19 protein-coding genes are annotated in these 18,763 nt (G+C 70.3%); 9 read left to right on the plus strand and 10 right to left on the minus strand.

The genetic code is table 11. The features are described from left to right. Positions 1-13: 13 nt before the first annotated feature. From P1J78_RS02440 to P1J78_RS02450, 3 genes are all read right to left on the minus strand, one after another. A complete protein-coding gene (locus P1J78_RS02440) occupies positions 14-1,222 on the minus strand; it encodes a branched-chain amino acid ABC transporter permease (RefSeq protein WP_275565727.1) in 1,209 nt (402 codons plus the stop codon). Positions 1,223-1,226: 4 nt separating this feature from the next. After that, positions 1,227-2,258, minus strand: a complete 1,032-nt coding sequence (locus P1J78_RS02445) for a branched-chain amino acid ABC transporter permease (RefSeq protein WP_275565728.1) — start codon at positions 2,256-2,258, stop codon at positions 1,227-1,229. Positions 2,259-2,369: 111 nt separating this feature from the next. Next, positions 2,370-3,713 carry a substrate-binding protein gene (locus tag P1J78_RS02450; protein WP_275565729.1) on the minus strand — a complete coding sequence of 448 codons (1,344 nt, stop codon included), beginning with the start codon at positions 3,711-3,713 and terminating at the stop codon, positions 2,370-2,372. A 220-nt stretch (positions 3,714-3,933) separates the two neighbouring features. Here P1J78_RS02450 and P1J78_RS02455 point away from each other — a divergent pair, with 220 nt between their 5' ends. The 5 genes from P1J78_RS02455 to P1J78_RS02475 all read left to right on the plus strand — a co-directional run bounded on the left by P1J78_RS02455 (position 3,934) and on the right by P1J78_RS02475 (position 9,934). Then, a complete protein-coding gene (locus P1J78_RS02455; RefSeq protein WP_275565730.1) occupies positions 3,934-5,244 on the plus strand; it encodes a helix-turn-helix transcriptional regulator in 1,311 nt (436 codons plus the stop codon). Between the two features lie 162 nt (positions 5,245-5,406). After that, positions 5,407-5,775 (plus strand): response regulator transcription factor, encoded by a 369-nt coding sequence (locus P1J78_RS02460; protein WP_275565731.1) that lies wholly within the window; start codon positions 5,407-5,409, stop codon positions 5,773-5,775. After that, positions 5,772-6,083 carry a hypothetical protein gene (locus P1J78_RS02465; protein ID WP_275565732.1) on the plus strand — a complete coding sequence of 104 codons (312 nt, stop codon included), beginning with the start codon at positions 5,772-5,774 and terminating at the stop codon, positions 6,081-6,083. The genes P1J78_RS02460 and P1J78_RS02465 overlap by 4 nt, the downstream gene beginning before the upstream one ends. Next, positions 6,080-8,764 (plus strand): ATP-binding protein, encoded by a 2,685-nt coding sequence (locus P1J78_RS02470; protein ID WP_275565733.1) that lies wholly within the window; start codon positions 6,080-6,082, stop codon positions 8,762-8,764. The genes P1J78_RS02465 and P1J78_RS02470 overlap by 4 nt, the downstream gene beginning before the upstream one ends. A gap of 99 nt (positions 8,765-8,863) precedes the next feature. Next, on the plus strand, positions 8,864-9,934 hold the full coding sequence (locus P1J78_RS02475) for a FliM/FliN family flagellar motor switch protein (protein WP_275565734.1): 1,071 nt from the start codon (positions 8,864-8,866) through the stop codon (positions 9,932-9,934). A 17-nt stretch (positions 9,935-9,951) separates the two neighbouring features. Here P1J78_RS02475 and P1J78_RS02480 read toward each other — a convergent pair whose 3' ends face one another. Genes P1J78_RS02480 through P1J78_RS02490 form a run of 3 tightly spaced genes read right to left on the minus strand, consistent with a single transcriptional unit; the run spans position 9,952 to position 11,245 of the window. Further along, on the minus strand, positions 9,952-10,383 hold the full coding sequence (locus P1J78_RS02480) for a protein tyrosine phosphatase family protein (RefSeq protein WP_309568083.1): 432 nt from the start codon (positions 10,381-10,383) through the stop codon (positions 9,952-9,954). Between the two features lie 9 nt (positions 10,384-10,392). Further along, complete coding sequence (locus tag P1J78_RS02485) at positions 10,393-10,818, minus strand: DUF6691 family protein (RefSeq protein ID WP_275565735.1); 426 nt, start codon at positions 10,816-10,818, stop codon at positions 10,393-10,395. Between the two features lies 1 nt (position 10,819). Continuing rightward, positions 10,820-11,245, minus strand: coding sequence for a YeeE/YedE family protein (locus tag P1J78_RS02490; RefSeq protein ID WP_275565821.1), 426 nt, complete (start codon positions 11,243-11,245; stop codon positions 10,820-10,822). A gap of 167 nt (positions 11,246-11,412) precedes the next feature. Here P1J78_RS02490 and P1J78_RS02495 point away from each other — a divergent pair, with 167 nt between their 5' ends. Both P1J78_RS02495 and P1J78_RS02500 read left to right on the plus strand, forming a co-directional pair. Continuing rightward, the gene (locus P1J78_RS02495) at positions 11,413-11,745 is read left to right on the plus strand and encodes a TraR/DksA family transcriptional regulator (RefSeq protein WP_275565822.1); all 333 of its coding nucleotides are present in this window, start codon (positions 11,413-11,415) and stop codon (positions 11,743-11,745) included. Positions 11,746-11,830: 85 nt separating this feature from the next. After that, a complete protein-coding gene (locus P1J78_RS02500) occupies positions 11,831-12,043 on the plus strand; it encodes a hypothetical protein (protein ID WP_275565736.1) in 213 nt (70 codons plus the stop codon). Positions 12,044-12,111: 68 nt separating this feature from the next. Here P1J78_RS02500 and P1J78_RS02505 read toward each other — a convergent pair whose 3' ends face one another. Then, entirely contained in the window at positions 12,112-12,474 is a 363-nt protein-coding gene (locus P1J78_RS02505) for an LPXTG cell wall anchor domain-containing protein (RefSeq protein ID WP_309568085.1), read from the minus strand. Between P1J78_RS02505 and P1J78_RS02510 the strand changes: the two genes are divergently transcribed. After that, the gene (locus tag P1J78_RS02510; protein WP_275565738.1) at positions 12,458-12,721 is read left to right on the plus strand and encodes a DUF2312 domain-containing protein; all 264 of its coding nucleotides are present in this window, start codon (positions 12,458-12,460) and stop codon (positions 12,719-12,721) included. The genes P1J78_RS02505 and P1J78_RS02510 overlap by 17 nt on opposite strands. A gap of 201 nt (positions 12,722-12,922) precedes the next feature. After that, positions 12,923-14,578 (plus strand): ABC transporter permease, encoded by a 1,656-nt coding sequence (locus P1J78_RS02515; RefSeq protein ID WP_275565739.1) that lies wholly within the window; start codon positions 12,923-12,925, stop codon positions 14,576-14,578. A 36-nt stretch (positions 14,579-14,614) separates the two neighbouring features. Here P1J78_RS02515 and P1J78_RS02520 read toward each other — a convergent pair whose 3' ends face one another. From P1J78_RS02520 to P1J78_RS02530, 3 genes are all read right to left on the minus strand, one after another. After that, entirely contained in the window at positions 14,615-15,649 is a 1,035-nt protein-coding gene (locus tag P1J78_RS02520; protein ID WP_275565740.1) for a phosphotransferase family protein, read from the minus strand. Between the two features lie 41 nt (positions 15,650-15,690). Further along, positions 15,691-16,899 carry an acyl-CoA dehydrogenase family protein gene (locus P1J78_RS02525; RefSeq protein ID WP_275565741.1) on the minus strand — a complete coding sequence of 403 codons (1,209 nt, stop codon included), beginning with the start codon at positions 16,897-16,899 and terminating at the stop codon, positions 15,691-15,693. Between the two features lie 227 nt (positions 16,900-17,126). Continuing rightward, a complete protein-coding gene (locus tag P1J78_RS02530) occupies positions 17,127-18,734 on the minus strand; it encodes an FGGY-family carbohydrate kinase (RefSeq protein ID WP_275565742.1) in 1,608 nt (535 codons plus the stop codon). Positions 18,735-18,763 lie beyond the last annotated feature (29 nt).

The raw sequence follows: 18,763 nt of genomic DNA on the forward strand, positions 1-18,763 counted from the left end.
GGTGTCCCCTTCCTTACTCGGCCACGTGCGGCGCGGGTTTCGGGTGATGCTCGGGGTCGTCGCCCGAGCCCTTCTTGCGCCTGCCGCGGACCCAGCGGGCGATCCGCTGGCCGCCCTCGACGAGGCCGCCGGGCAGGAAGATCACCACCAGCATGAACAGCAGGCCGAGCGTCAGGTGCCAGGACTTGCCGACGAAGAAGTGCGAGATGAAGATCAGCGCGTCCTCCATGCCGTCGGGCATCCAGCCGAACCACTGGTGCAGCATGTTGTCGTTGATCTTCGAGAAGATGTTCTCGAAGTACTTGATGAAGCCCGCGCCCAGGATCGGCCCCATCAGGGTGCCCGCGCCGCCGAGGATCGTCATCAGCACGACCTCGCCCGAGGCGGTCCACTGCATCCGCTCGGCGCCCGCCAGCGGGTCCATCGCCGCCATCAGGCCGCCGGCCAGGCCGGCATACATGCCCGAGATCACGAAGGCCGCCAGGGTGTAGGGCCGCGAGTTCAGGCCGGTGTAGTTGAGCCGGGTCTGGTTGGTCTTGATCGCGCGCAGCATCATGCCGAAGGGCGAGCGGAAGATCCTGAGGCTCAGGTAGAAGGCGAGGATCGCGATGACGGCGCAGAAGTAGTAGCCGATGTTGAAGGTGAACAGCCACCCGCCGATGTCGATCTGCACGCTGTCGCGCATCACCAGGCCGAACAGGTGCGGCGAGGTGGGAGAGTTCTCGCCCATCAGGATCTGCGGGTCGTCGGTATAGACCTGCAGGCCGGTCTCGCCGTTGGTCAGCGGCGTCAGCACCGAGTAGGCCAGGTTGAACGACATCTGCGCGAAGGCCAGCGTCAGGATCGAGAAGTAGATGCCGGTGCGCCGCAGGCTGACATAGCCGATCGCCAGGGCGAAGATGGCCGAGGTGACGATCGCCAGCAACAGGCCCGGGATGACGTTGTAGTCCAGAAGCTTGTACATCCAGACCACCGAGTACGATCCGACCCCCAGAAAGGCCGCGTGGCCGAAGGAGAGGTAGCCGGTCAGCCCGAACAGGATGTTGAAGCCGATGGCGAAGATCCCGAAGATCGCGAAGCGCTGCATCAGGTCCGGGTAGCCGGCGTTGAAGGTGGCCCCGGCGGAGCCCTCGGGGAAGGGCTGCAGCAGGATCGGCGTCGCCAGCGTCAGAAAGCAGACGATCAGCAGGAAGGTGGTGTCTTTCTTGGACAGGCCGAACATTGGCTTATTCCTCCATCACGCCCTTGCGACCCATCAGGCCGCGCGGCCGGGTCAGCAGGATGACGATTGCAACGAGATAGATGATGATCTGGTCGATGCCCGGCAGGATGTCCTTGATCCAGTTCATCGAGGCGAAGGCTTCGAGGATGCCCAGCATGAAGCCGGCCAGCACCGCGCCGGGCAGCGAGCCCATGCCGCCCACCACGACCACGACGAAGGACAGCACCAGGAAGTCCATCCCCATGTGGTAGTTGGGCGAGTTGATCGGCGTGTACATCACCCCGGCAAGCCCGGCCACGGCGGCGGCGATGCCGAACATGATGGTGAACTTGCGGTCGATGTTGATGCCCAGCATCCCCACGGTCTCGCGGTCGGCCATGCCGGCGCGCACGACCATCCCGAAGGTGGTGAACTGCAAAAAGGCGAAGACGGCGCCGATGATGACGAGCGCGAAGACGAAGTAGATCATCCGCCAGTAGGGATAGATGATCGCGTTCTCGGCAAAGCCGATCATCGCGCCGAAGTCGAACGACCCGGTGAAGGCGTCGGGCGCCGGGGTGGGGATCGGGTTGGCGCCGAAGAAGTACTTGATCAGCTCCTGCAGCACGATGGCCAGGCCGAAGGTCACGAGGATCTGGTCGGCATGCGGGCGCTTGTAGAAGTGCTTGATCAGGCCGCGCTCCATGATGAAGCCGATCAGCAGCATCACCGGGATCGCGAACAGGATCGCCAGGGGCACCGACCATTCGATGATCGCCTGCCCGGTCGCCTCGCCGAACCATCCCTCGACATAGGGGACATCCACCTTCAGCGGGTTGCCGAGAAAGTCGGTCCGGGTCTCGTCGACCACGGTGTAGGACAGCGACAGAATCCGCTGCAGCGTGACGGCGCAGAAGGCGCCCAGCATGAAGATCGCGCCGTGGGCGAAGTTCACCACCCCGAGCGTCCCGAAGATCAGTGTCAGGCCCAGCGCGATGAGCGCATAGGCGGAGCCCTTGTCGAGCCCGTTCAGCACCTGAAGAATGATTGCGTCCATGGTCCCCAACCCTGTGTCATAAGGGATGCGCCCGCCGGCGGTCTCCGCGGCGGCGACTTGCGGCAGGGCGGGGGTTAACCCCGCCCTGCGTAACGATTTTCCGGAAGGCGCTCAGGCGCCCGGGTTGCACTCGCCCAGGTTGCCGCCGTCGAACATCGGGTGGTCGGGCTCGTAGGTGACCTGCTCGGCCGGGGTGACCTCGACGACTTCGAGGAGGTCGAATTCCGACTGCGGGTTCTCCTTGCCCTGCACGACCAGCACGTCCTTGAAGCACTGGTGGTCGGCGGCGCGGTAGAGCGTCGGGCCGTTGCCCAGGCCGTCGAACTCGTAGCCTTCCAGCGCCTCGGCCACGGCGCAGGGGTTGAACGACCCGGCGCGGGTGACGGCATCGGCATAGAGCAGCGTCTGCACGTAGCAGGTATGCGCGGCCTGGCTCGGCGGGAAACCGTACTTGGTGCCGAAGGAGCGCACGAAGGCCTGGCTGCCCTCGTCCTGCAGCGACCAGTGCCAGTTGGTCGACCCCAGGATGCCCTTGACGTTCTCGCCGGCGCCGCGCGCCATCAGGCGCGAGTAGAGCGGCACGACGATCTCGAAGTTCTTGCCGTTTACCTGCTTCTCGCGCAGGCCGAACTGCACCGCGTTGGTCAGCGAGTTGACCATGTTGCCGCCGTAGTGGTTCAGCACCAGCACGTCGGCGCCCGAGTTCAGCACGGGGGCGATATAGGAGGAGAAGTCGGTCGCGGCGAGCGGGGTCTTGACGGTGTTCACCGTCTCCCAGCCCAGCGCCTCGGTGGCCGAGACGATCGACTCTTCCTGCGTCCAGCCCCAGGTGTAGTCGGCGGTCAGGTGATAGGCCTTGCGGTCCTTGCCGTAGCGCTGGGCCAGCACCGGCGCCAGCGCGGCGCCCGACATGTAGGCGTTGAAGAAGTGGCGGAAGCCGTTGGCCTTCTTGTCCTTGCCAGTGGTGTCGTTGGAGTGGGTCAGGCCGGCCATGAAGATGACGCCCGCCTCCTGGCAGAGGCCCTGCACCGCGATCGCCACGCCCGAGGACGAGCCGCCGGTGATCATGATCGCGCCGTCCTTCTCGATCATCGACTTCGCCGAGGCGCGCGCGGCGTCCGACTTGGTCTGGGTGTCGCCGGTGACGTATTTCACCTCGCGGCCCAGGATGCCGGTGCCGTCCAGCGCCTTCGACGAGAAGGTCGACAGCATGCCGCCGTCGCCGCCGCCGTTCAGGTGCTCGACCGCCAGTTCGTAGGCGCGCAGCTCGTCGGCGCCCTCGTCGGCATAGGGGCCGGTCTGCGGCACGTTGAAGCCCAGCGTCACCTCGCTGTCGCCCGGCGCGTTGGTGAAGGCCGAGGCGGCGGAAGTGAAGATCGTGGGCAGCGCAAGACCGGCGCCGGTGGCGGCACCGGTACGCAGTACCCCGCGGCGAGTCAGGTTCGTTTTGGACATGTAATCCTCCCGTTGCGTGAACGTCCTGGCGGGCCGATCCTCCACGGCCCACCGCACCCTTTTACAGGATGTCATCATTAATGAGTGGCGCAGGAAAACATCGCAACAAGGGCTTTTAACGCAACGGAAAATCTGTAAAGAAATACACAGTGCGCGCGCCGCATTTGTAAAGGAATTTTCAGCGCGGCGCGGAAACCGTTGCGATTCAAGGGGGTGGCCGATGCCCGCCGGAGCGTTGACAGGAAGCCGGATCCGCGAGCGCCGGACGATGCTGGGACTCAAGCAGTCGGTGTTAGCGCGCACAGTCGGAATTAGTGCGGCATATCTGAATCTTATCGAGCACAACAAGCGCAGAATCGCGGGCAAGTTGCTGACCGACATCGCCCGTGCCCTGGAGGTGGACCCGGCGGTGCTGGCCGACCGGGCCGAAGCGTCGCTGGTCGCCGGCCTGCGCGACGCGGCGGCGGTGACCCCGGATGCCGGCGCCGAGGAGGGCCGGGCGGAGGAGTTCGCCGGCCGCTTTCCGGGCTGGGCGGCGCTGGTGGCGGCGCAGCGGCGGCGGATCGCGCATCTGGAGCGCGTGGTCGAGGGGCTGTCCGACCGGATGACCCACGACCCGCATCTCGCCGCCTCGCTGCACGAGCTTTTGTCGACGGTCACGGCGATCAACTCCACCGCCTCGATCCTGGTGGAGCCGGGCGAGATCGCGCCGGAATGGCGCGACCGCTTTCACCGCAACATCCACGAGGACAGCCAGCGGCTGGCCGAAACCAGCCAGGCGCTGGTGAACTACCTCGACGCCACCGGCGAGCAGGCGCAGCCGGTGGGCGCGCCGCAGGAGGAACTCGAGGCCTGGCTGGAAGCGCGCGACTATCACCTGCGCGAGATGGAGCGGCTCTTGCCCGCGACGCCCGCGGCGATGGTGCAGGAGGCGCCGGAGCTGACGACCACCGCCGGGCGGGCGCTGGCGGAGGAATGGCTGGCCCGCTACCGCGCGGATGCCGAGGCACTGCCGCTGGCGTCGTTCGAGCCCGCCGCGCGCGAGGCCGGGTACGACCCGGGTCCGCTGGCCGCGCGCTTCGGGGTCGGGATGGGCACCGTCCTGCGCCGGCTGGCGGCGCTGCCGCCGCCGGAGGGGGCAGGGCGGCTGGGGCTGGTCGTCTGCGACGGCTCGGGCACGCTGACCTTCCGCAAGCCGGTCGACGGCTTCCCGCTGCCGCGCTTCGGGGCGGCGTGCCCGCTCTGGCCGCTCTACCAGGCGCTGAGCCGGCCGCTGGCGCCGGTCCGCGCGGCGGTGGAGATGGCCGGCCGCGACCCGCGGCGCTTCATGGCCTATGCGGTGGCCGAGCCGATGGGCGTGCCGGGCTTCGACGCGCCGCCGGTCTTCGAGGCTGTCATGCTGATCGTGCCGGGCGACCGGATGCGGGTGCCCGCCGAGGGCGCGCTGCGGGTCGGCACCTCGTGCCGGATCTGTCCGCGCGGCGACTGCACGGCCCGGCGCGAGCCGTCGATCCTGGCGGAGGTCGCGTGAGCGTGCTTCCGGGCCGTTCGCACGCACTCGCCCGCCGGCGCGAGGCGGCGGAGGCGTTAAGGCTCTGGGGCCGCGTTGGCTTTTGACACCCGCCCGGCCTTGGGCGATAGTCGCCGGAACGCGCGGGACGACCGGGGCGGAACCAGGGGAGGGGTTCGGCGAATGGGCAAGCGTGTTCTTCTGATCGAGGATGAACCGAACATAATCCAGGCCATCAGCTTCATCCTGTCCCGCGACGGATGGACCGTCGACACGCATGCCGACGGCCGCACCGCGATGGACGAGGTCGCCCGGCGCCGGCCGGACCTGATCATCCTCGACGTGATGCTGCCCAATCGCTCGGGCTTCGACATCCTGGCGGATTTGCGCGCCGATCCGGGCACCGAGAGCCTGCCGGTGCTGATGCTGACCGCCCGCGGCCAGGCGCGCGACCGCGACCTGGCCGAGCGGATGGGGGCGAGCCGCTTCATGACCAAGCCGTTCTCCAACGCCGAAGTGCTGGAGGCGGTGCGCGATCTGGTGACGGCATGAGCCGGCGCCCCGTCTTCCTGGAGCGCCGCGGCTATCGCCGCCGCCGGATGATGGACGGGGCGCGGATGCTGCCCGTGCTGGGGGCGTTCCTGTGGCTGATGCCGCTGGTCTGGGCGCTGGCGCCGGAGCGGGTGATCGGCACGGCGGGCGGCGGCATCTATGTCTTCGCGGTCTGGGCGGCGCTGATCGGCGGCGCCTGGGCATTCTCGCGGGCGCTGGTCCGGCCGGACGCGCCGGCAGTGCCCGAGACCGGGGCCGGCCCGGACAGGACGGACGGCTCGGGCGGGCCGGACGGGTCGGGCGGATGATCGGCTTCAACATGCTGGTCGCGGTGTGCCTCGCCTATGTGGCGCTGCTGTTCGGCGTGGCCTTCGCCGCCGAGCGGCGGGCGGAGCGGGGCGATGTCGGCTGGCTGCGCTCGCCGCTGGTCTACACGCTGTCGCTGTCGATCTACTGCACCGCCTGGACCTTCTATGGCGCGGTCGGCTACGCGGTGAATTCCGGCCTGGAATTCGTGACCATCTACCTTGGCCCGACGCTGGTGATGGTGGGCTGGTGGTGGCTCCTGCGCAAGCTGGTGCGGATCGGCCGGTCGCAGCGGATCACCTCCATCGCCGACCTGATCTCGTCGCGCTACGGCAAGTCGAACCTCCTGGGGGTCTTCGTGACGCTGCTGGCGGTGATCGGCACCACGCCGTATATCGCGCTGCAACTTCAGTCGGTCACGCTGTCCTTCGCCGTCTTCTCGGCCGATGGCGGTGGGGTGCCGGAATTCGAGCAGCTCGACACCACGGCGGTGGTGGTGGCGGCGGGGCTGACGCTGTTCACCATCCTGTTCGGCACAAGGACGCTGGACGCCAACGAGCGGCATCACGGCGTGGTCACCGCCATCGCGCTGGAGGCGGTGGTGAAGCTGTTCGCCCTGCTGGCGGTCGGGGTCTTCGTGGTCTGGGGGATCGCCGGCGGGCCGGCCGATATCGCGGCGCGGATCGCTCAGTCCGACATCGCCCGGTGGGAGCCGGCGGCGGGGCGCTGGGCGGGGCTGATCTTTCTGTCGGGGGCCGCGTTCCTGTGCCTGCCGCGCATGTTCCAGGTGATGGTGGTGGAGAATTCCGACGAGCGGCACGTGGCCGTCGCGTCCTGGGCCTTCCCGCTCTACCTGTTCCTGATGTCGCTCTTCGTGATCCCCATCGCGGTAGTGGGGCTGGAATTGCTGCCGCAGGGGAACGCGGACCTCTACGTGCTGACCGTGCCGCTGGCAGAGGACCGGGACGGGCTGGCGATGCTGTCCTTTCTGGGGGGCTTTTCCAGCGCGACCTCGATGGTGATCGTCGCGGCGATCGCGCTGTCGACCATGGTGTCGAACCATATCGTGATGCCGATCTGGCTGTCGCTTCGGCGCGAGGCGGCCAGCATGTCGGGCGACGTGCGCGACGTGGTGATCACCGCGCGGCGCATCTCCATCGCCGCGGTGCTGCTCTTGGGCTATCTCTATTTCCACTTCTCCGGCGGCTCGACGGCGCTGGCCGCGATCGGGCTGATTTCCTTCGCCGGCGTGGCGCAGGTGCTGCCGGCGCTGCTGGGCGGGCTGTTCTGGCGCGGCGCGTCGCGCAACGGGGCGGCGGTGGGGCTGGCCGTGGGCTTCGTCGTCTGGGCCTACACGCTGTTTTTGCCCAGCTTCGGCGAGAGCTTCCTGATGTCGGGCGCCGCCGTGGCCGAGGGGCCGTTCGGGATCGGCTGGCTGCGGCCGCGGGCGCTGTTCGGGATGGACGGGCTGGACCCGGTCGTACATTCGGTCTTCTGGTCGATGCTGCTGAACACGGCGGCCTTCGTCATGGTCTCGCTTTTCAGCTTTCCCGGCCCGCTGGAGCGGCTGCAGGGCGCCCAGTTCGTCAACGTCTTCGAGCATTCCAGCAGCGCGCGCGGCTGGGCGCAGGGCGGGGCGGAGGCGGAGGATCTCTTGATCATGTCGCAGCGCATCCTCGGGTCCGACGCGGCGCAGGCGCTGTTCCAGCGCGAGGCGGCGCGGCAGGGCGGGGGCGGCTATCTGCCGGACACCACGCCGGACTTCATCGAGACGCTGGAGCGCGAGCTTGCGGGCTCGGTGGGCGCCGCGACGGCGCATGCGATGGTCGGCCAGATCACCGGCGGCGCGTCGGTCTCGGTCGAGGACCTGATGGCGGTGGCCGACGAGACGGCGCAGATCATGGAGCACACCACGCAGCTGGAAGCGCAGCGCGAGGAGCTGTCGCGCACCGCCCGCCAGCTGCGCGAGGCGAACGAGAAGCTGACGCTGCTGTCGATCCAGAAGGACGCCTTTCTCAGCCAGATCAGCCACGAGCTGCGCACGCCGATGACGTCGATCCGCGCGTTTTCCGAGATCATGATGGCCGAGGCGCCGATGGCCGAGGCGGATCAGCAGCGCTTTGCGACGATCATCCACGACGAGGCGATCCGGCTCACGCGGCTTCTGGACGATCTGCTGGATCTGAGCGTGCTGGAGAACGGGCAGGTCTCGCTCAACTGGCAGGAGGCGGACCTGCATCTGGTGATCGAACGCGCGGTTGCCGCGGCGGGCCTGCAGGGCAGCGCGCTGACGATCCGGCGGGATCCGGCGCTGGAGAAGGTGCGGCTTCTGACCGACACCGACCGGTTGGCGCAAGTGTTCATCAACCTGATCGCGAATGCCGAGAAATACTGCGATGCCGCGCGGCCCGAACTGCGCATCGCCGTCGCGCAGCGGGGCGAGGGCGTGCGCGTGGACTTCGTCGACAACGGCTCGGGCATTCCGAAGGAAAGCCAGTCGATGATCTTCGAGAAGTTCTCGCGCCTGACGGATCAGAGCCGGGCCGGCGGCGCCGGGCTGGGGCTGGCGATCTGCCGCGAGATCGTCGACCGGCTGGGCGGGTCCATCGCCTATCTGCCGGGGCAGGGGGGCGCGGCCTTTCGGGTGACCCTGCCGCTGGCGCAGGCGAAGGCGGCCGAATAGGCCGCGCCGGCCGCGTTTCTTTCCGTGTTCGGGGGTTTCTCAACCCTTTCGTAACCCCGGTCTGGCAGGTCTGGGGCGACGGGCGGATCGGGCAGAGGCATGGGCGACGACAAGGACATCCCGGTATTGCGGCGCAAGGCGGCGGCGCGGCGGGCCGCGCTGGGCCTGGCCGAAATGACGCCGACCAAGGCGATGCGCCTGGCGCTGGCCAAGGCCGGCGATGCGGCGCTGTGCGTGCCCGTCGCGCTGCGCGGGATGACGGAGGGCAGCCTGTCGCCCGACGGCCTGGCCGACGCGCTGCCGGAGCGCGCCCTGACCCTGCGGCTCGACGGGCCGGGCGGCGCGGTGGCGCTGGCGGTTCTGTGCCCGCAGGCCGTCGCCGCGGCGACCGAGGCGCAGACGATGGGCCGGGTCCTGAAGGCACCGGCGGCGGAGCGGCGGCCGACCGGCACCGACGCGCTGCTGGTGCGCGACTTCGTGGAGCAGATCCTCGCCGCCTTCGCCGCCCTGGCGGCGGACTGCCGCGGTCTGCCGCCGATCGACGGCTACGGCTTCGCCGGCCGCATCCCCGAGGCGCGGGTGGCCGCGATGGCGATACAGGACGCCCCGCACCTGCATCTGACGGTCGACATGACCTTCGCCTCCGACGCGAAGGAGGGCAGCCTGCACCTGATCCTGCCGACACGGGTTCCGGCCCGGCCGGACCCGCCGGCGGCGGAAACCGATTGGTCCGCCGCCATGGAAAAGGCGGTTCTTGCAAGCGCGGTGCGGCTGGAGGGCGTGTTGTGCCGGATCAGGCTGCCTTTGGCGGAGATCACGACGCTGGAGGCCGGGCAGGTGGTGCCCTTGGGGCGGGCCACGCTGGACGGTGTGGAACTGCGCGCGGTGGACGGGCGCCGCATCATCACGGCGCGGCTGGGACGCTCCGGCGCGATGCGTGCGGTGCGGCTGCATGTCGGCGGCGACGACGCGGCGTCGGGCGGCGCCGGGCCGCAGGCGGCCCTGGCGCCGGAGACCCCGACGGACACGCCACCAGACGATGCGCCGGCCGCCGATGCGCCCGCCGCCAGCGCGCCGCCGCCGGCGCCGATGGCCGAGCCGGCATTTCCGGAGGCACCGGCCGATCTGGACCCGATGCCGATGGCCGCGCCGCTGGATCTGCCGGAGTGAGCGGGACGCAGCCGCGGTCAGCCCTTGGCGAGTTGGTCGATCTGGCCGCGCAGGCCGGCCAGGTCATAGCCGGCGTCGGCCGCCGCCTTCACCAGCGCGTCGGTGGGCTGCTTGCCCGCCTGGCTGAGCGCCCAGACGATGGTGCAGCGGGTGCCGGAGCGGCACCAGGCAAAGACCGGGCCCTCCGCCTCGGCCAGCGCCTTGCCCTGCGTCTCGACCATGTCCATCGTCATCGCGCCGTTGACCACCGGGTTCTCGACATAGGTCAGCCCCGCCGCCTCGGCCGCGTCGCGCATGGCGGCGGACTGGTGGCTGGGCGGGACCTCGTCGTCGGGCCGGTTGTTGATGACGGTGGTGAAGCCCTCGGACGCCAGGGCGGCGAAGTCCGAGGGCTCGATCTGCGGGGCGACCGCGTAGTCGGGGGAGATGCGCCGTATGTCCATGCGCATGGTGTACGACTATGCGGCCATGGCGTCTACCCAGCGGCGCGCCGGCGGGGCGACGGCCATGCCGGCCAGCATCGCGGCGAGGAAGACGAGCCCGCCCCAGCCGCCGAAGGAGACCGAGGCCAGCGCCGGCCCCGGGCAGAGCCCGGCCAGCCCCCAGCCCGCGCCGAACAGCAGCGAGCCGACGACGAGGTTGTGGCCGAGCCGCGGCTCGGGCTTTGGCGGGAAGGTGCCGCCGAGCTTCGGCGCCCGGCCCACGGTGAAGCGCCAGGCGACGGCCATCGGCAGGATCGCGCCGCCGAGCACGAAGGCGAGCGTCGGATCCCAGGCCCCGAACACGTCGAGCCAGCCCTGCACCTTGGTGGTGTCGACCATGCCCGAGACGAGCAGACCGGCCCCGAACAGGCCGCCGGAAATCAGTGCGAAAAGCAGGCGCATGTCAGATCACCCCCAACAGATGCTTGAACAGCAGGACGGACATGCCGCCCGCGAGAAGATAGAAGACCGTCGCCACGATCCCGCGCAGCGAGAAGCGCGAGATGCCGCAGACGCCGTGGCCCGAGGTGCAGCCGTTGGCCAGCCGCGAGCCGATGCCCACCAAGAGGCCGGCGGCGACGATGACGAAGACGTTCTGCGAGATATGCGTGTCGACCTCGGCATAGAGCGGCACCAGCATCGGCGGCACCGCCACCAGCCCTGCGACGAAGGCCGCGCGCTCGCGCCAGTTCGACTTGCCGGAGCCGTCCACCAGCCCGCCGACGATCCCCGAGGCGCCCATGATGCGCCCGTTCACCAGCAGGAACAGCGCCGCCGCCCCGCCGATCATCAAGCCTCCGAGGAAGCCGTGTATCCAGTCCTGTTCGATCATTCTTCCTGTCCTTGCAGCCAACTGCGATGCGCCCCGCGGCGGGGCTCTGTCCGAAACCTCGGCATCATATAGTGTTTTTTGCATGTGTTGCAACGCTTGACCTGTATCAATGTGGCCGGGGCGGATTTTGCCTCTAAATGTCGCGAAGGGAGACAGACATGCCGATGAAGACGATCGAAGAGCGCCGCGCGGATCTGGAGGCGCGGCTGGCCGAGCTGGAGAACCGGCTGCACGGAATCGAGGAGGAGCTCGATTCGCATCAGGCGCGCGACTGGGAGGAGATGGCCACCGAACGCGAAGGCGAAGAGGTGCTCGAAGGGCTCGGGTCCAGCGGTCAGGCGGAAATCCGCAAGATCAAGGCGGCGCTTCAGCGGATGGACGAGGGAGAATACGGGTACTGCGCCCGATGCGGCGATTCCATTCAGCCGGAGCGGCTGGATGTGGTACCCTATACGCCGTTGTGCCGCGCCTGCGCCGGAGCGACCGCGAAGCCCTGACACGGGCCTGACACGGGCCTGACACGGGCCTGACACGGGCCTGACACGGGCGCGGACGACTGGGGGAACCAAGGAGATGACTGCCATGGCATTCGAGGACATGAAGGCGGCGATCAGCGCCCTTCTCGACGAGATCGCGAAACGGCCCGAGGACCGGCACGTGCTGCAGGAGCAGCTGCGCGAGAAGATCTCGGAGCTGGAGTCGATGGGCCTCCCGGTGCCGGAGGACTACCGCAGGTTCGAGGCGCAGCTCGAGGACGAGGACGCGGACGACCTGTTCGACAACATGCCGGTCTGATCGGCCATTCTGAACGGCCAGTCTGAACGGTGGCGCCGGACGGCCGGGGTGCGCGGCCCGGCCGGCGGTCAGCCGAGGACGATGCCGACGATCACCAGGATCAGCCCGAAGACCGACAGGAGCAGGGCGCCCATGTTCAGCGGGATCACCCGGCGCACCCGCTCGCGCAGTTCCGCGTCGGGCAGCTGCGCGCGGCGGGCCTTCCAGACCAGCACGATGCACCAGACCAGGCCCGCCAGGCCCACCAGCGACACCGCCGCGCCTATCCAGATCAGCCAGTCCATGCCGCTTTCTCCCGTCTTGCGTCCGGTCGGGTAGCGCGGATGCCGCCGCCGGGCAAGCCCGGCCTTGCGGGGCGCGGGCGGGGGCGGTATTTCGCGGGGCCTGAGACGAGAGGCAGGAGACCCCCCGAGAATGAGCGACACCGCCACCGACGCCCCCGACAGCTATCGCGTGACCGCCGACGAGCTGCGCCAGTTCATCGAGCGATTCGAGCGGCTGGAGGCCGAGAAGAAGGATCTCGCCGACCAGCAGAAGGAGGTGATGGCCGAGGCCAAGGCCCGCGGCTACGACACCAAGGTGATGCGCAAGGTCATCGCCCTGCGCAAGCGCGAGCCCGACGACATCGCCGAGGAAGAGGCGGTGCTGGAGATGTACAAGTCCGCCCTGGGGATGTGAGCGCGCGCGGGGGCGTTCCGAAAGGCGCGCGTCCGCGCAAGATCTTTCCCGAAATCGGCGCCGCGACGCGCCGGTCCGGCCGCCTTGTCGGGTTTTGCGGGCGGGATGCGCGTATTTTTGCCAGGATGAAGCCTGCGGGGCGTGCCGGCGGCGGCGGGCGCGCGCTGGACAGGGCGGCGGGGCTGGAGTAGGGCGCAGGTCATGGCCGAGCAAAACGCTCAACTAAGCGCGCCGCGACGGCGGCTGCGGATCGACCGGTGGTCGGCGGGCGCCGTGGCGATCGCGGCGCTGGTCCTGATGCCGATCCTGTCGGTCGTGTGGATCGCGTTGCACCCGACCGAGAATATCTGGCCGCACCTGATCACGACCACGCTGCCGCGGTATTTCGGGAACACGCTGCTGCTGACGCTGTCGGTGGGCGTGCTTTGCGCGGCGACGGGGACGGGGCTCGCCTGGCTGATGGCGATGTACCGGTTTCCCGGCAGCCGGGTGCTGCAGTGGCTGAACCTGCTGCCGCTGGCGATCCCGGCCTATGTCGGGGCCTATGCGCTGGTCGACTTCCTGGAATATGCGGGGCCGGTGCAGACGGCGCTGCGCGAGCTGTTCGGCTGGCAGTCGGCGCGGGACTACTGGTTTCCCGAGATCCGGTCGCGCGGCGCGGCGATCGTGGTGCTGTCGGCGGCGCTTTATCCATACGTGTTCCTGCTGGCGCGGCAGGCGTTCCGCGAGCAGTCGGGCTGTTCCTACGAGGTGGCGCAGGCGCTGGGCGCGGGGCCGGTGCGGCGGTTCTTTGCCGTCGGGCTGCCGCTGGCGCGGCCGGCGATCGCGGCGGGGACGGCCGTGGCGATGATGGAATGCGTCAGCGATTTCGGCACGGTCGACTATTTCGCGGTGCAGACGCTGACCACCGGCATCTTCAGCGTCTGGCTGCAATCGGGCAATGCCGGCGGCGCGGCGCAGATCGCCAGCGTCATCCTGGTGCTGATCTTCGCGCTGGTGGCGATGGAGAAGCTGGGCCGGCGCCGGGCCAAGTTCTACCGCCTGTCGCGGTCGCAGCGGCCGATGGAGCCGGTGCGGCTGTCGGGCGGGCGCGGCTGGGTCGCCTTCGGCTTCTGCGCCTTTCCCTTCGCCTTGGGCTTCCTGTTGCCGGGCGGCGTGATCCTGGCGCATGCGCTGGACAATCCCGAGCACTGGGTCGATCCCGGGCTGGGTCGCGCGCTGCTGCACACGCTGACGGTGGGCGGCACGGCGGCGGTGCTGACCGTGGCGGCGGCGCTGTTTCTGGTCTATGGCGTGCGGCTGGCGCGCAGCCCGCTGCCGCGGATGCTTTTGCCCTTCACCACCATCGGCTATGCCGCGCCGGGCGCGGTGCTGGGGGTCGGGCTGCTGATCCCGATGGCCGCGGCGGACAACGCGATCGCCGACGCGGTGGAGGCGGCGACGGGCTGGGACCTGGGGCTTCTGATGACCGGCTCGGCCTTTGCCATCGTCTATGCCTATGTCGTGCGGTTCTTCGCCATCGCGCAGGGGGCGGCGGATGCCGCCTTGGGGCGGGTGTCGCCCAGCCTGCCGATGGCGGCGCGGTCGCTGGGGCGGTCGGCCGGCGGCGCGCTGCGCGACGTCTATGTGCCGCTGATCCGGGGGTCGGTGGGCACGGCGCTGCTCCTGGTCTTCGTGGATTGCGTGAAGGAGTTGCCGGCGACGCTGCTTTTGCGCCCGTTCAACTACAACACGCTGGCCACGCGGGTGCACGAGAAGGCGTCGCTCGAGAAGATCGGCGAGGCGTCGCCGGCCGCGTTGCTCGTCGTCGGGGTGGGGCTGCTGGCGGTCCTGTTGCTGGCCCGCACGAACCGCTGAGCGGGGGCGAGCGCCGGGCCCGCGTTGTCGGCGCGGTCAGCCGAGCCTTGGGCCCGCCCCGTCGGCCTCGGCGTCGATGATCTCGGTGGCGCGGACGGCGAAGCGCTCGGCCAGCGGCGCGAGCGAGGCCGCGTTGTCCGCCGCGGCGCTGCCGGCGCGGGCGCGCTCGGCGATGCCGATGAAGATGACGGCGAAGCGGAACAGCGCGAAGACCATGTGGAACGGCCGCAGCGGCGGTGTCGGCGGCGCGTGGCGGCGATACTCGGCCACGAATTCGGCGCGGGTCGGGATGCCGGCCGTCTCCCAGTCGGTGCCGATCAGGCCGCCGTATTCGTCGTGGCCGGTGGTCCATGGCATCACGCAGAAGCCCAGGTCGGCCAGCGGGTGGCCGAGCGTGGACAACTCCCAGTCGAGGATCCCGATCACCTTGGGCTCTTCGGGGTGGACCATCAGGTTGCCCAGCCGGAAATCGCCATGCGCGATGGCGGCCGCGCCGTCCTCCTCGGGCATGTTCGCGTCGAGCCAGGCCGCCACTCGGTCCAGCGCCGCGATCCGAGGCATTTCGGAGGCGTCGTACTGGCCCGACCAGCGGCGCAACTGGCGTTCGAAATAGCTGCCCGGCTTGCCGTAATCGCCCAGGCCGACCGTCTCGGGGCGGACGGCGTGAAGCCGGGCGAGGCTGCGCGCCATGGCGAAATAGATCCCGCGGCGCTCGGCCGGCGTCATTCCCGGCAGGGTGCTGTCGGTGAAGACCCGCCCGTCGAGCCAGGCCATGACGTAGAACGGCGTGCCGAGCACCTGCGCATCCTCTTCCAGCCACAGCGCCTCGGGGACCGGCACCTCGGTGCCGGCGAGCGCCTGCAGCACCCGGAACTCGCGTTCGATGGCGTGGGCGCCTTTCAGGATCGGCCCTTCGGGCTTTTTGCGCAGGGCCAGGCGGCGGCGGTCTGTGACGAGTTTCCAGGTCGGGTTCGACTGGCCGCCGGCGATGGGCTCGGCGCGGCGGAGCGACTCGCCCGGCGACCGGCGCGCCAGCCAGCCCCGGAGGGCGTCGAGATCAAGCCCGTTCATGTGCGGGCGTCTCGTGGGACGGGCGCGGCCGCAGCGGGGGATCAGCCGCCGGCATCGGGCCATGTCCAGAAGTCGCGCCCCTCGTCGGCGAGGTGGCGGTTCAGCACCATCTGGTGCACCTCGTCGGCGCCGTCGACGAGCCGCGCCTGCCGGGCATAGCGATAGATCCATTCCAGCACGGTATCGCCGGAGTAGCCGCGTGCGCCGTTGATCTGAATGCCCACGTCGGCCGCCTTGTGCAGCAGATTGGCGACGTGGATCTTCGCCATCGAGACCTCCTTGCGCGCCCGGCTGCCCTGGTCCAGCGCCCAGGCGGCCTTCATCACCAGCAGGCGCCCGATCTCGATCCGCATCGCCAGGTCGCCCAGCATGATCTGCACGCTCTCGCGGTCGGCCAGGCGCATGCCGAAGCCGTGGCGGGTTTCGGCATAGGCACGCGCGATCTCGACGCAGCGCTTGGCGAGGCCGAGCCAGCGCATGCAATGCGTCAGCCGGGCGGGGCCGAGGCGCATCTGGGTCGCCCGGAGCCCCAGCCCCTCGCCCAGCAGCACCCGGTCGGCGGGCAGGCGCAGGCCGTCATAGACGATCTCGCAATGGCCGCCGTGCTCTTCCGGTCCCATGATCGGGATGCGCCGTTCGATCCGCCAGCCGGGATCGTCCCGGTGATGCAGGAAGGCGGTCAGCCCGCGCCGCGCGTCGTCGGAGGTGCGGGCGATGGTGATGAAATGGGCGGCGTCCTCGGCCCCGGTGATGAACCATTTCCGGCCGCGCAGGACATAGTCGTCGCCGTCCCGTTCGGCCGTGGTCCGGATCATGCCCGGGTCGGAGCCGCCGCCGGGATGCGGCTCGGTCATGGCAAAGGAGGACCGGACTTCGCCGGCGGCGATGGGGGCCAGCCAGCGCGCCTTCTGCGCGTCGTCGGCGGCCATCTCCAGCAGCATCATGTTGCCGTCGTCGGGCGCGGCGGAGTTGAACACGACGGGGCCGAAGACCGAGCGGTTCATCTCCTCGTAGCAGACGGCCATGTCGGTCTTGCTCAGCCCCTGGCCGCCGGACTCGGGTTTCAGCTGGAGACACCACAGCCCCTCGGCCCTGGCCCGCGCGCGCAGCTCGCTCAGCCGCGGCTCGGCGATGTTGCCATGCGCGTCCCAGGCGTCCGGCTCGGCCTCGGCCGGAAGGATCTCGTCGGCGACGAACCGCGCGATGCGGGCGCGATAGGCCTCGACCTCCGGGGGTATCGTGAAGTCCATCTGTCCGGTCCCCTGTCCTCGGGCGCCCGCGGGGCGCCGCGATCCCGGTCCGGCCGTGCCCGGCGGCCGACCGGCCGCGATATCCGCCCGCCTGACGCGCGCGGACATCGAGCGGTCGTCGGTTCCTAGCCCTCCGCCCCGGCTGCGTCAATCGAGCGCCGGTTTCGGACGGGTAGGCGCCTGCGCGGCCGCGTGCGCCCGGGCATGACGTGCGGCGCCCGGCAATATCATTGCGCCGTTTCCATGATCTCCGCATAGGCCGCGTGATCCGCCTGCATGCGGCGGAAGACGCGGTACTTGCGGTCGTGGTAGCCGGCCAGCGCCGGGCGCGGCGCGCGGGTCTCGGCGGCGGGGGCCATCGCGGCCATCGCCGCCGCAGCGTCCGCATGGTGGCCGGCGGCGACCGCGCCCAGCATCGCCGCGCCCAGAAGCACCGGTTCGTCGACCTGCGGGCAGGCGACGGCGCAGGCGGTCGCGTCGGCCATCTCGCGCAGAAACAGCTCCGACCGGGCGAGGCCGCCCGAGGGCACCAGCGTGTCGACCGCCAGGCCGGCCGCGCGCATCTCCTCGACGATGTGGCGCGTGCCGTAGGCCAGCGCCTGGATCGCGGCGAGGTAGTCGAGCGCGAGGTCGTCCGCGCCGGTCTCCAGCGTCAGCCCGTCGATGGTGCCGCGCCGCCACGGCTCGGCCAGGGGCGAGCGGTTGCCGTGCCAGTCGGGCTGGACGTGGCGCCGCGCCGTCAGCGTGGCGGTCTCGCCGCCGGGGCCGGCCAGCGCCGCCAGCCGCTCGGCGAGCGCGGCGTGGACGCCGCCCGGCGCGGCGGCCAGCTCGGCCGCGGCCGCGTGGCGGGCGATCACCGCGTCGAGCAACGCGCCGGCGGCGGACTGGCCGCCCTCGTTGCACCAGGTCCCGGGCGTGACCGCGCCCCAGTAGGGCCCCCAGACGCCGGGGACGAAGGCGGGCTCGGGGGACAGCGCGATATGGCAGGTCGAGGTGCCCGCGATCACCGCCAGCCGCCCTGCCGCGCCCTCTCCGCCCGCGCCGAGCGTGCCGAGCGCGCCGGCATGGGCGTCGATCAGGGCGGCGCCGACCGGCGTGCCCTCGGCCAGCCCCAACTCGTCCGCCGCCCGCGCGTCGAGCACCCCGGCGGGCGTTCCCGGCGCGAGAAAGCGGCTGCCGATCCGCGCGCGCCCTTCCCGCGTCAGCTCGCCCAGCCCGATGGCGTCGAGAAAGCCGTCGTCCCAGCCCTCGCCCTGCAGGCCGCGATGGCCCATATAGGTCCACTTGCACACGGCGGCGCAGAGCGAGCGCGCCTCGGTCCCGGTCGCGTGGTGGACCAGCCAGTCGGACAGATCCCAGACCCGCGCCGCCCTGGCCCAGGCGTCCGGCGCCTCGCGGCGCAGCCAGCGCAGCTTGGGCATCTGCATCTCGGGGCTGATCCGCCCGCCGACATGCGCCAGGGGGTCGCCGCCGATAGCGTTGATCTCCGCCGCGTCGTCGAGCGCTCGGTGGTCCATCCAGACGATCACGTCCTGATCCTCGGCGCCGTCGGGATCGACCGAGACCGGGGCGCCGTCCGGGCCGGCCGCCACCAGCGAGCAGGTCGCGTCCATGCCGATCCCGTCGACACCGCCCACGCCGGCGGCGGCGCGCGCCGCGGCGGTCGCGCGGCAGACCGCCTGCCAGATATCGGCGCTCGCGTGCTGCGCCCAGCCGGGGCGCGGCCGCCACAGCCCGATCGCCGCCTCGCCCGTCCCCAACAGCGCGCCCGACCCGTCGACGATCCCGGCCCGCGCCGAGCCGGTCCCAACGTCGATCCCAAGATAGCGCGGCATCGCTCCTCCCGAGTCTTGCCAATCCGCGG

The sequence above is a fragment of the Psychromarinibacter sediminicola genome, assembly GCF_029168335.1.
Lineage (GTDB): Bacteria > Pseudomonadota > Alphaproteobacteria > Rhodobacterales > Rhodobacteraceae > Psychromarinibacter > Psychromarinibacter sediminicola.

Coding starts and splice junctions, on each gene's coding strand:
- P1J78_RS02445 (WP_275565728.1), bottom strand. CDS start 2,258: ATGGACGCAATCATTCTTCAGGTGCTGAACGGGCTCGACAAGGGCTCC.
- P1J78_RS02525 (WP_275565741.1), bottom strand. CDS start 16,899: ATGGACTTCACGATACCCCCGGAGGTCGAGGCCTATCGCGCCCGCATC.
- P1J78_RS02450 (WP_275565729.1), bottom strand. CDS start 3,713: ATGTCCAAAACGAACCTGACTCGCCGCGGGGTACTGCGTACCGGTGCC.
- P1J78_RS02530 (WP_275565742.1), bottom strand. CDS start 18,734: ATGCCGCGCTATCTTGGGATCGACGTTGGGACCGGCTCGGCGCGGGCC.
- P1J78_RS02480 (WP_309568083.1), bottom strand. CDS start 10,383: ATGCGCATGGACATACGGCGCATCTCCCCCGACTACGCGGTCGCCCCG.
- P1J78_RS02515 (WP_275565739.1), top strand. CDS start 12,923: ATGGCCGAGCAAAACGCTCAACTAAGCGCGCCGCGACGGCGGCTGCGG.
- P1J78_RS02495 (WP_275565822.1), top strand. CDS start 11,413: ATGAAGACGATCGAAGAGCGCCGCGCGGATCTGGAGGCGCGGCTGGCC.
- P1J78_RS02500 (WP_275565736.1), top strand. CDS start 11,831: ATGGCATTCGAGGACATGAAGGCGGCGATCAGCGCCCTTCTCGACGAG.
- P1J78_RS02475 (WP_275565734.1), top strand. CDS start 8,864: ATGGGCGACGACAAGGACATCCCGGTATTGCGGCGCAAGGCGGCGGCG.
- P1J78_RS02460 (WP_275565731.1), top strand. CDS start 5,407: ATGGGCAAGCGTGTTCTTCTGATCGAGGATGAACCGAACATAATCCAG.
- P1J78_RS02510 (WP_275565738.1), top strand. CDS start 12,458: ATGAGCGACACCGCCACCGACGCCCCCGACAGCTATCGCGTGACCGCC.
- P1J78_RS02485 (WP_275565735.1), bottom strand. CDS start 10,818: ATGCGCCTGCTTTTCGCACTGATTTCCGGCGGCCTGTTCGGGGCCGGT.
- P1J78_RS02470 (WP_275565733.1), top strand. CDS start 6,080: ATGATCGGCTTCAACATGCTGGTCGCGGTGTGCCTCGCCTATGTGGCG.
- P1J78_RS02440 (WP_275565727.1), bottom strand. CDS start 1,222: ATGTTCGGCCTGTCCAAGAAAGACACCACCTTCCTGCTGATCGTCTGC.
- P1J78_RS02520 (WP_275565740.1), bottom strand. CDS start 15,649: ATGAACGGGCTTGATCTCGACGCCCTCCGGGGCTGGCTGGCGCGCCGG.
- P1J78_RS02455 (WP_275565730.1), top strand. CDS start 3,934: ATGCCCGCCGGAGCGTTGACAGGAAGCCGGATCCGCGAGCGCCGGACG.
- P1J78_RS02465 (WP_275565732.1), top strand. CDS start 5,772: ATGAGCCGGCGCCCCGTCTTCCTGGAGCGCCGCGGCTATCGCCGCCGC.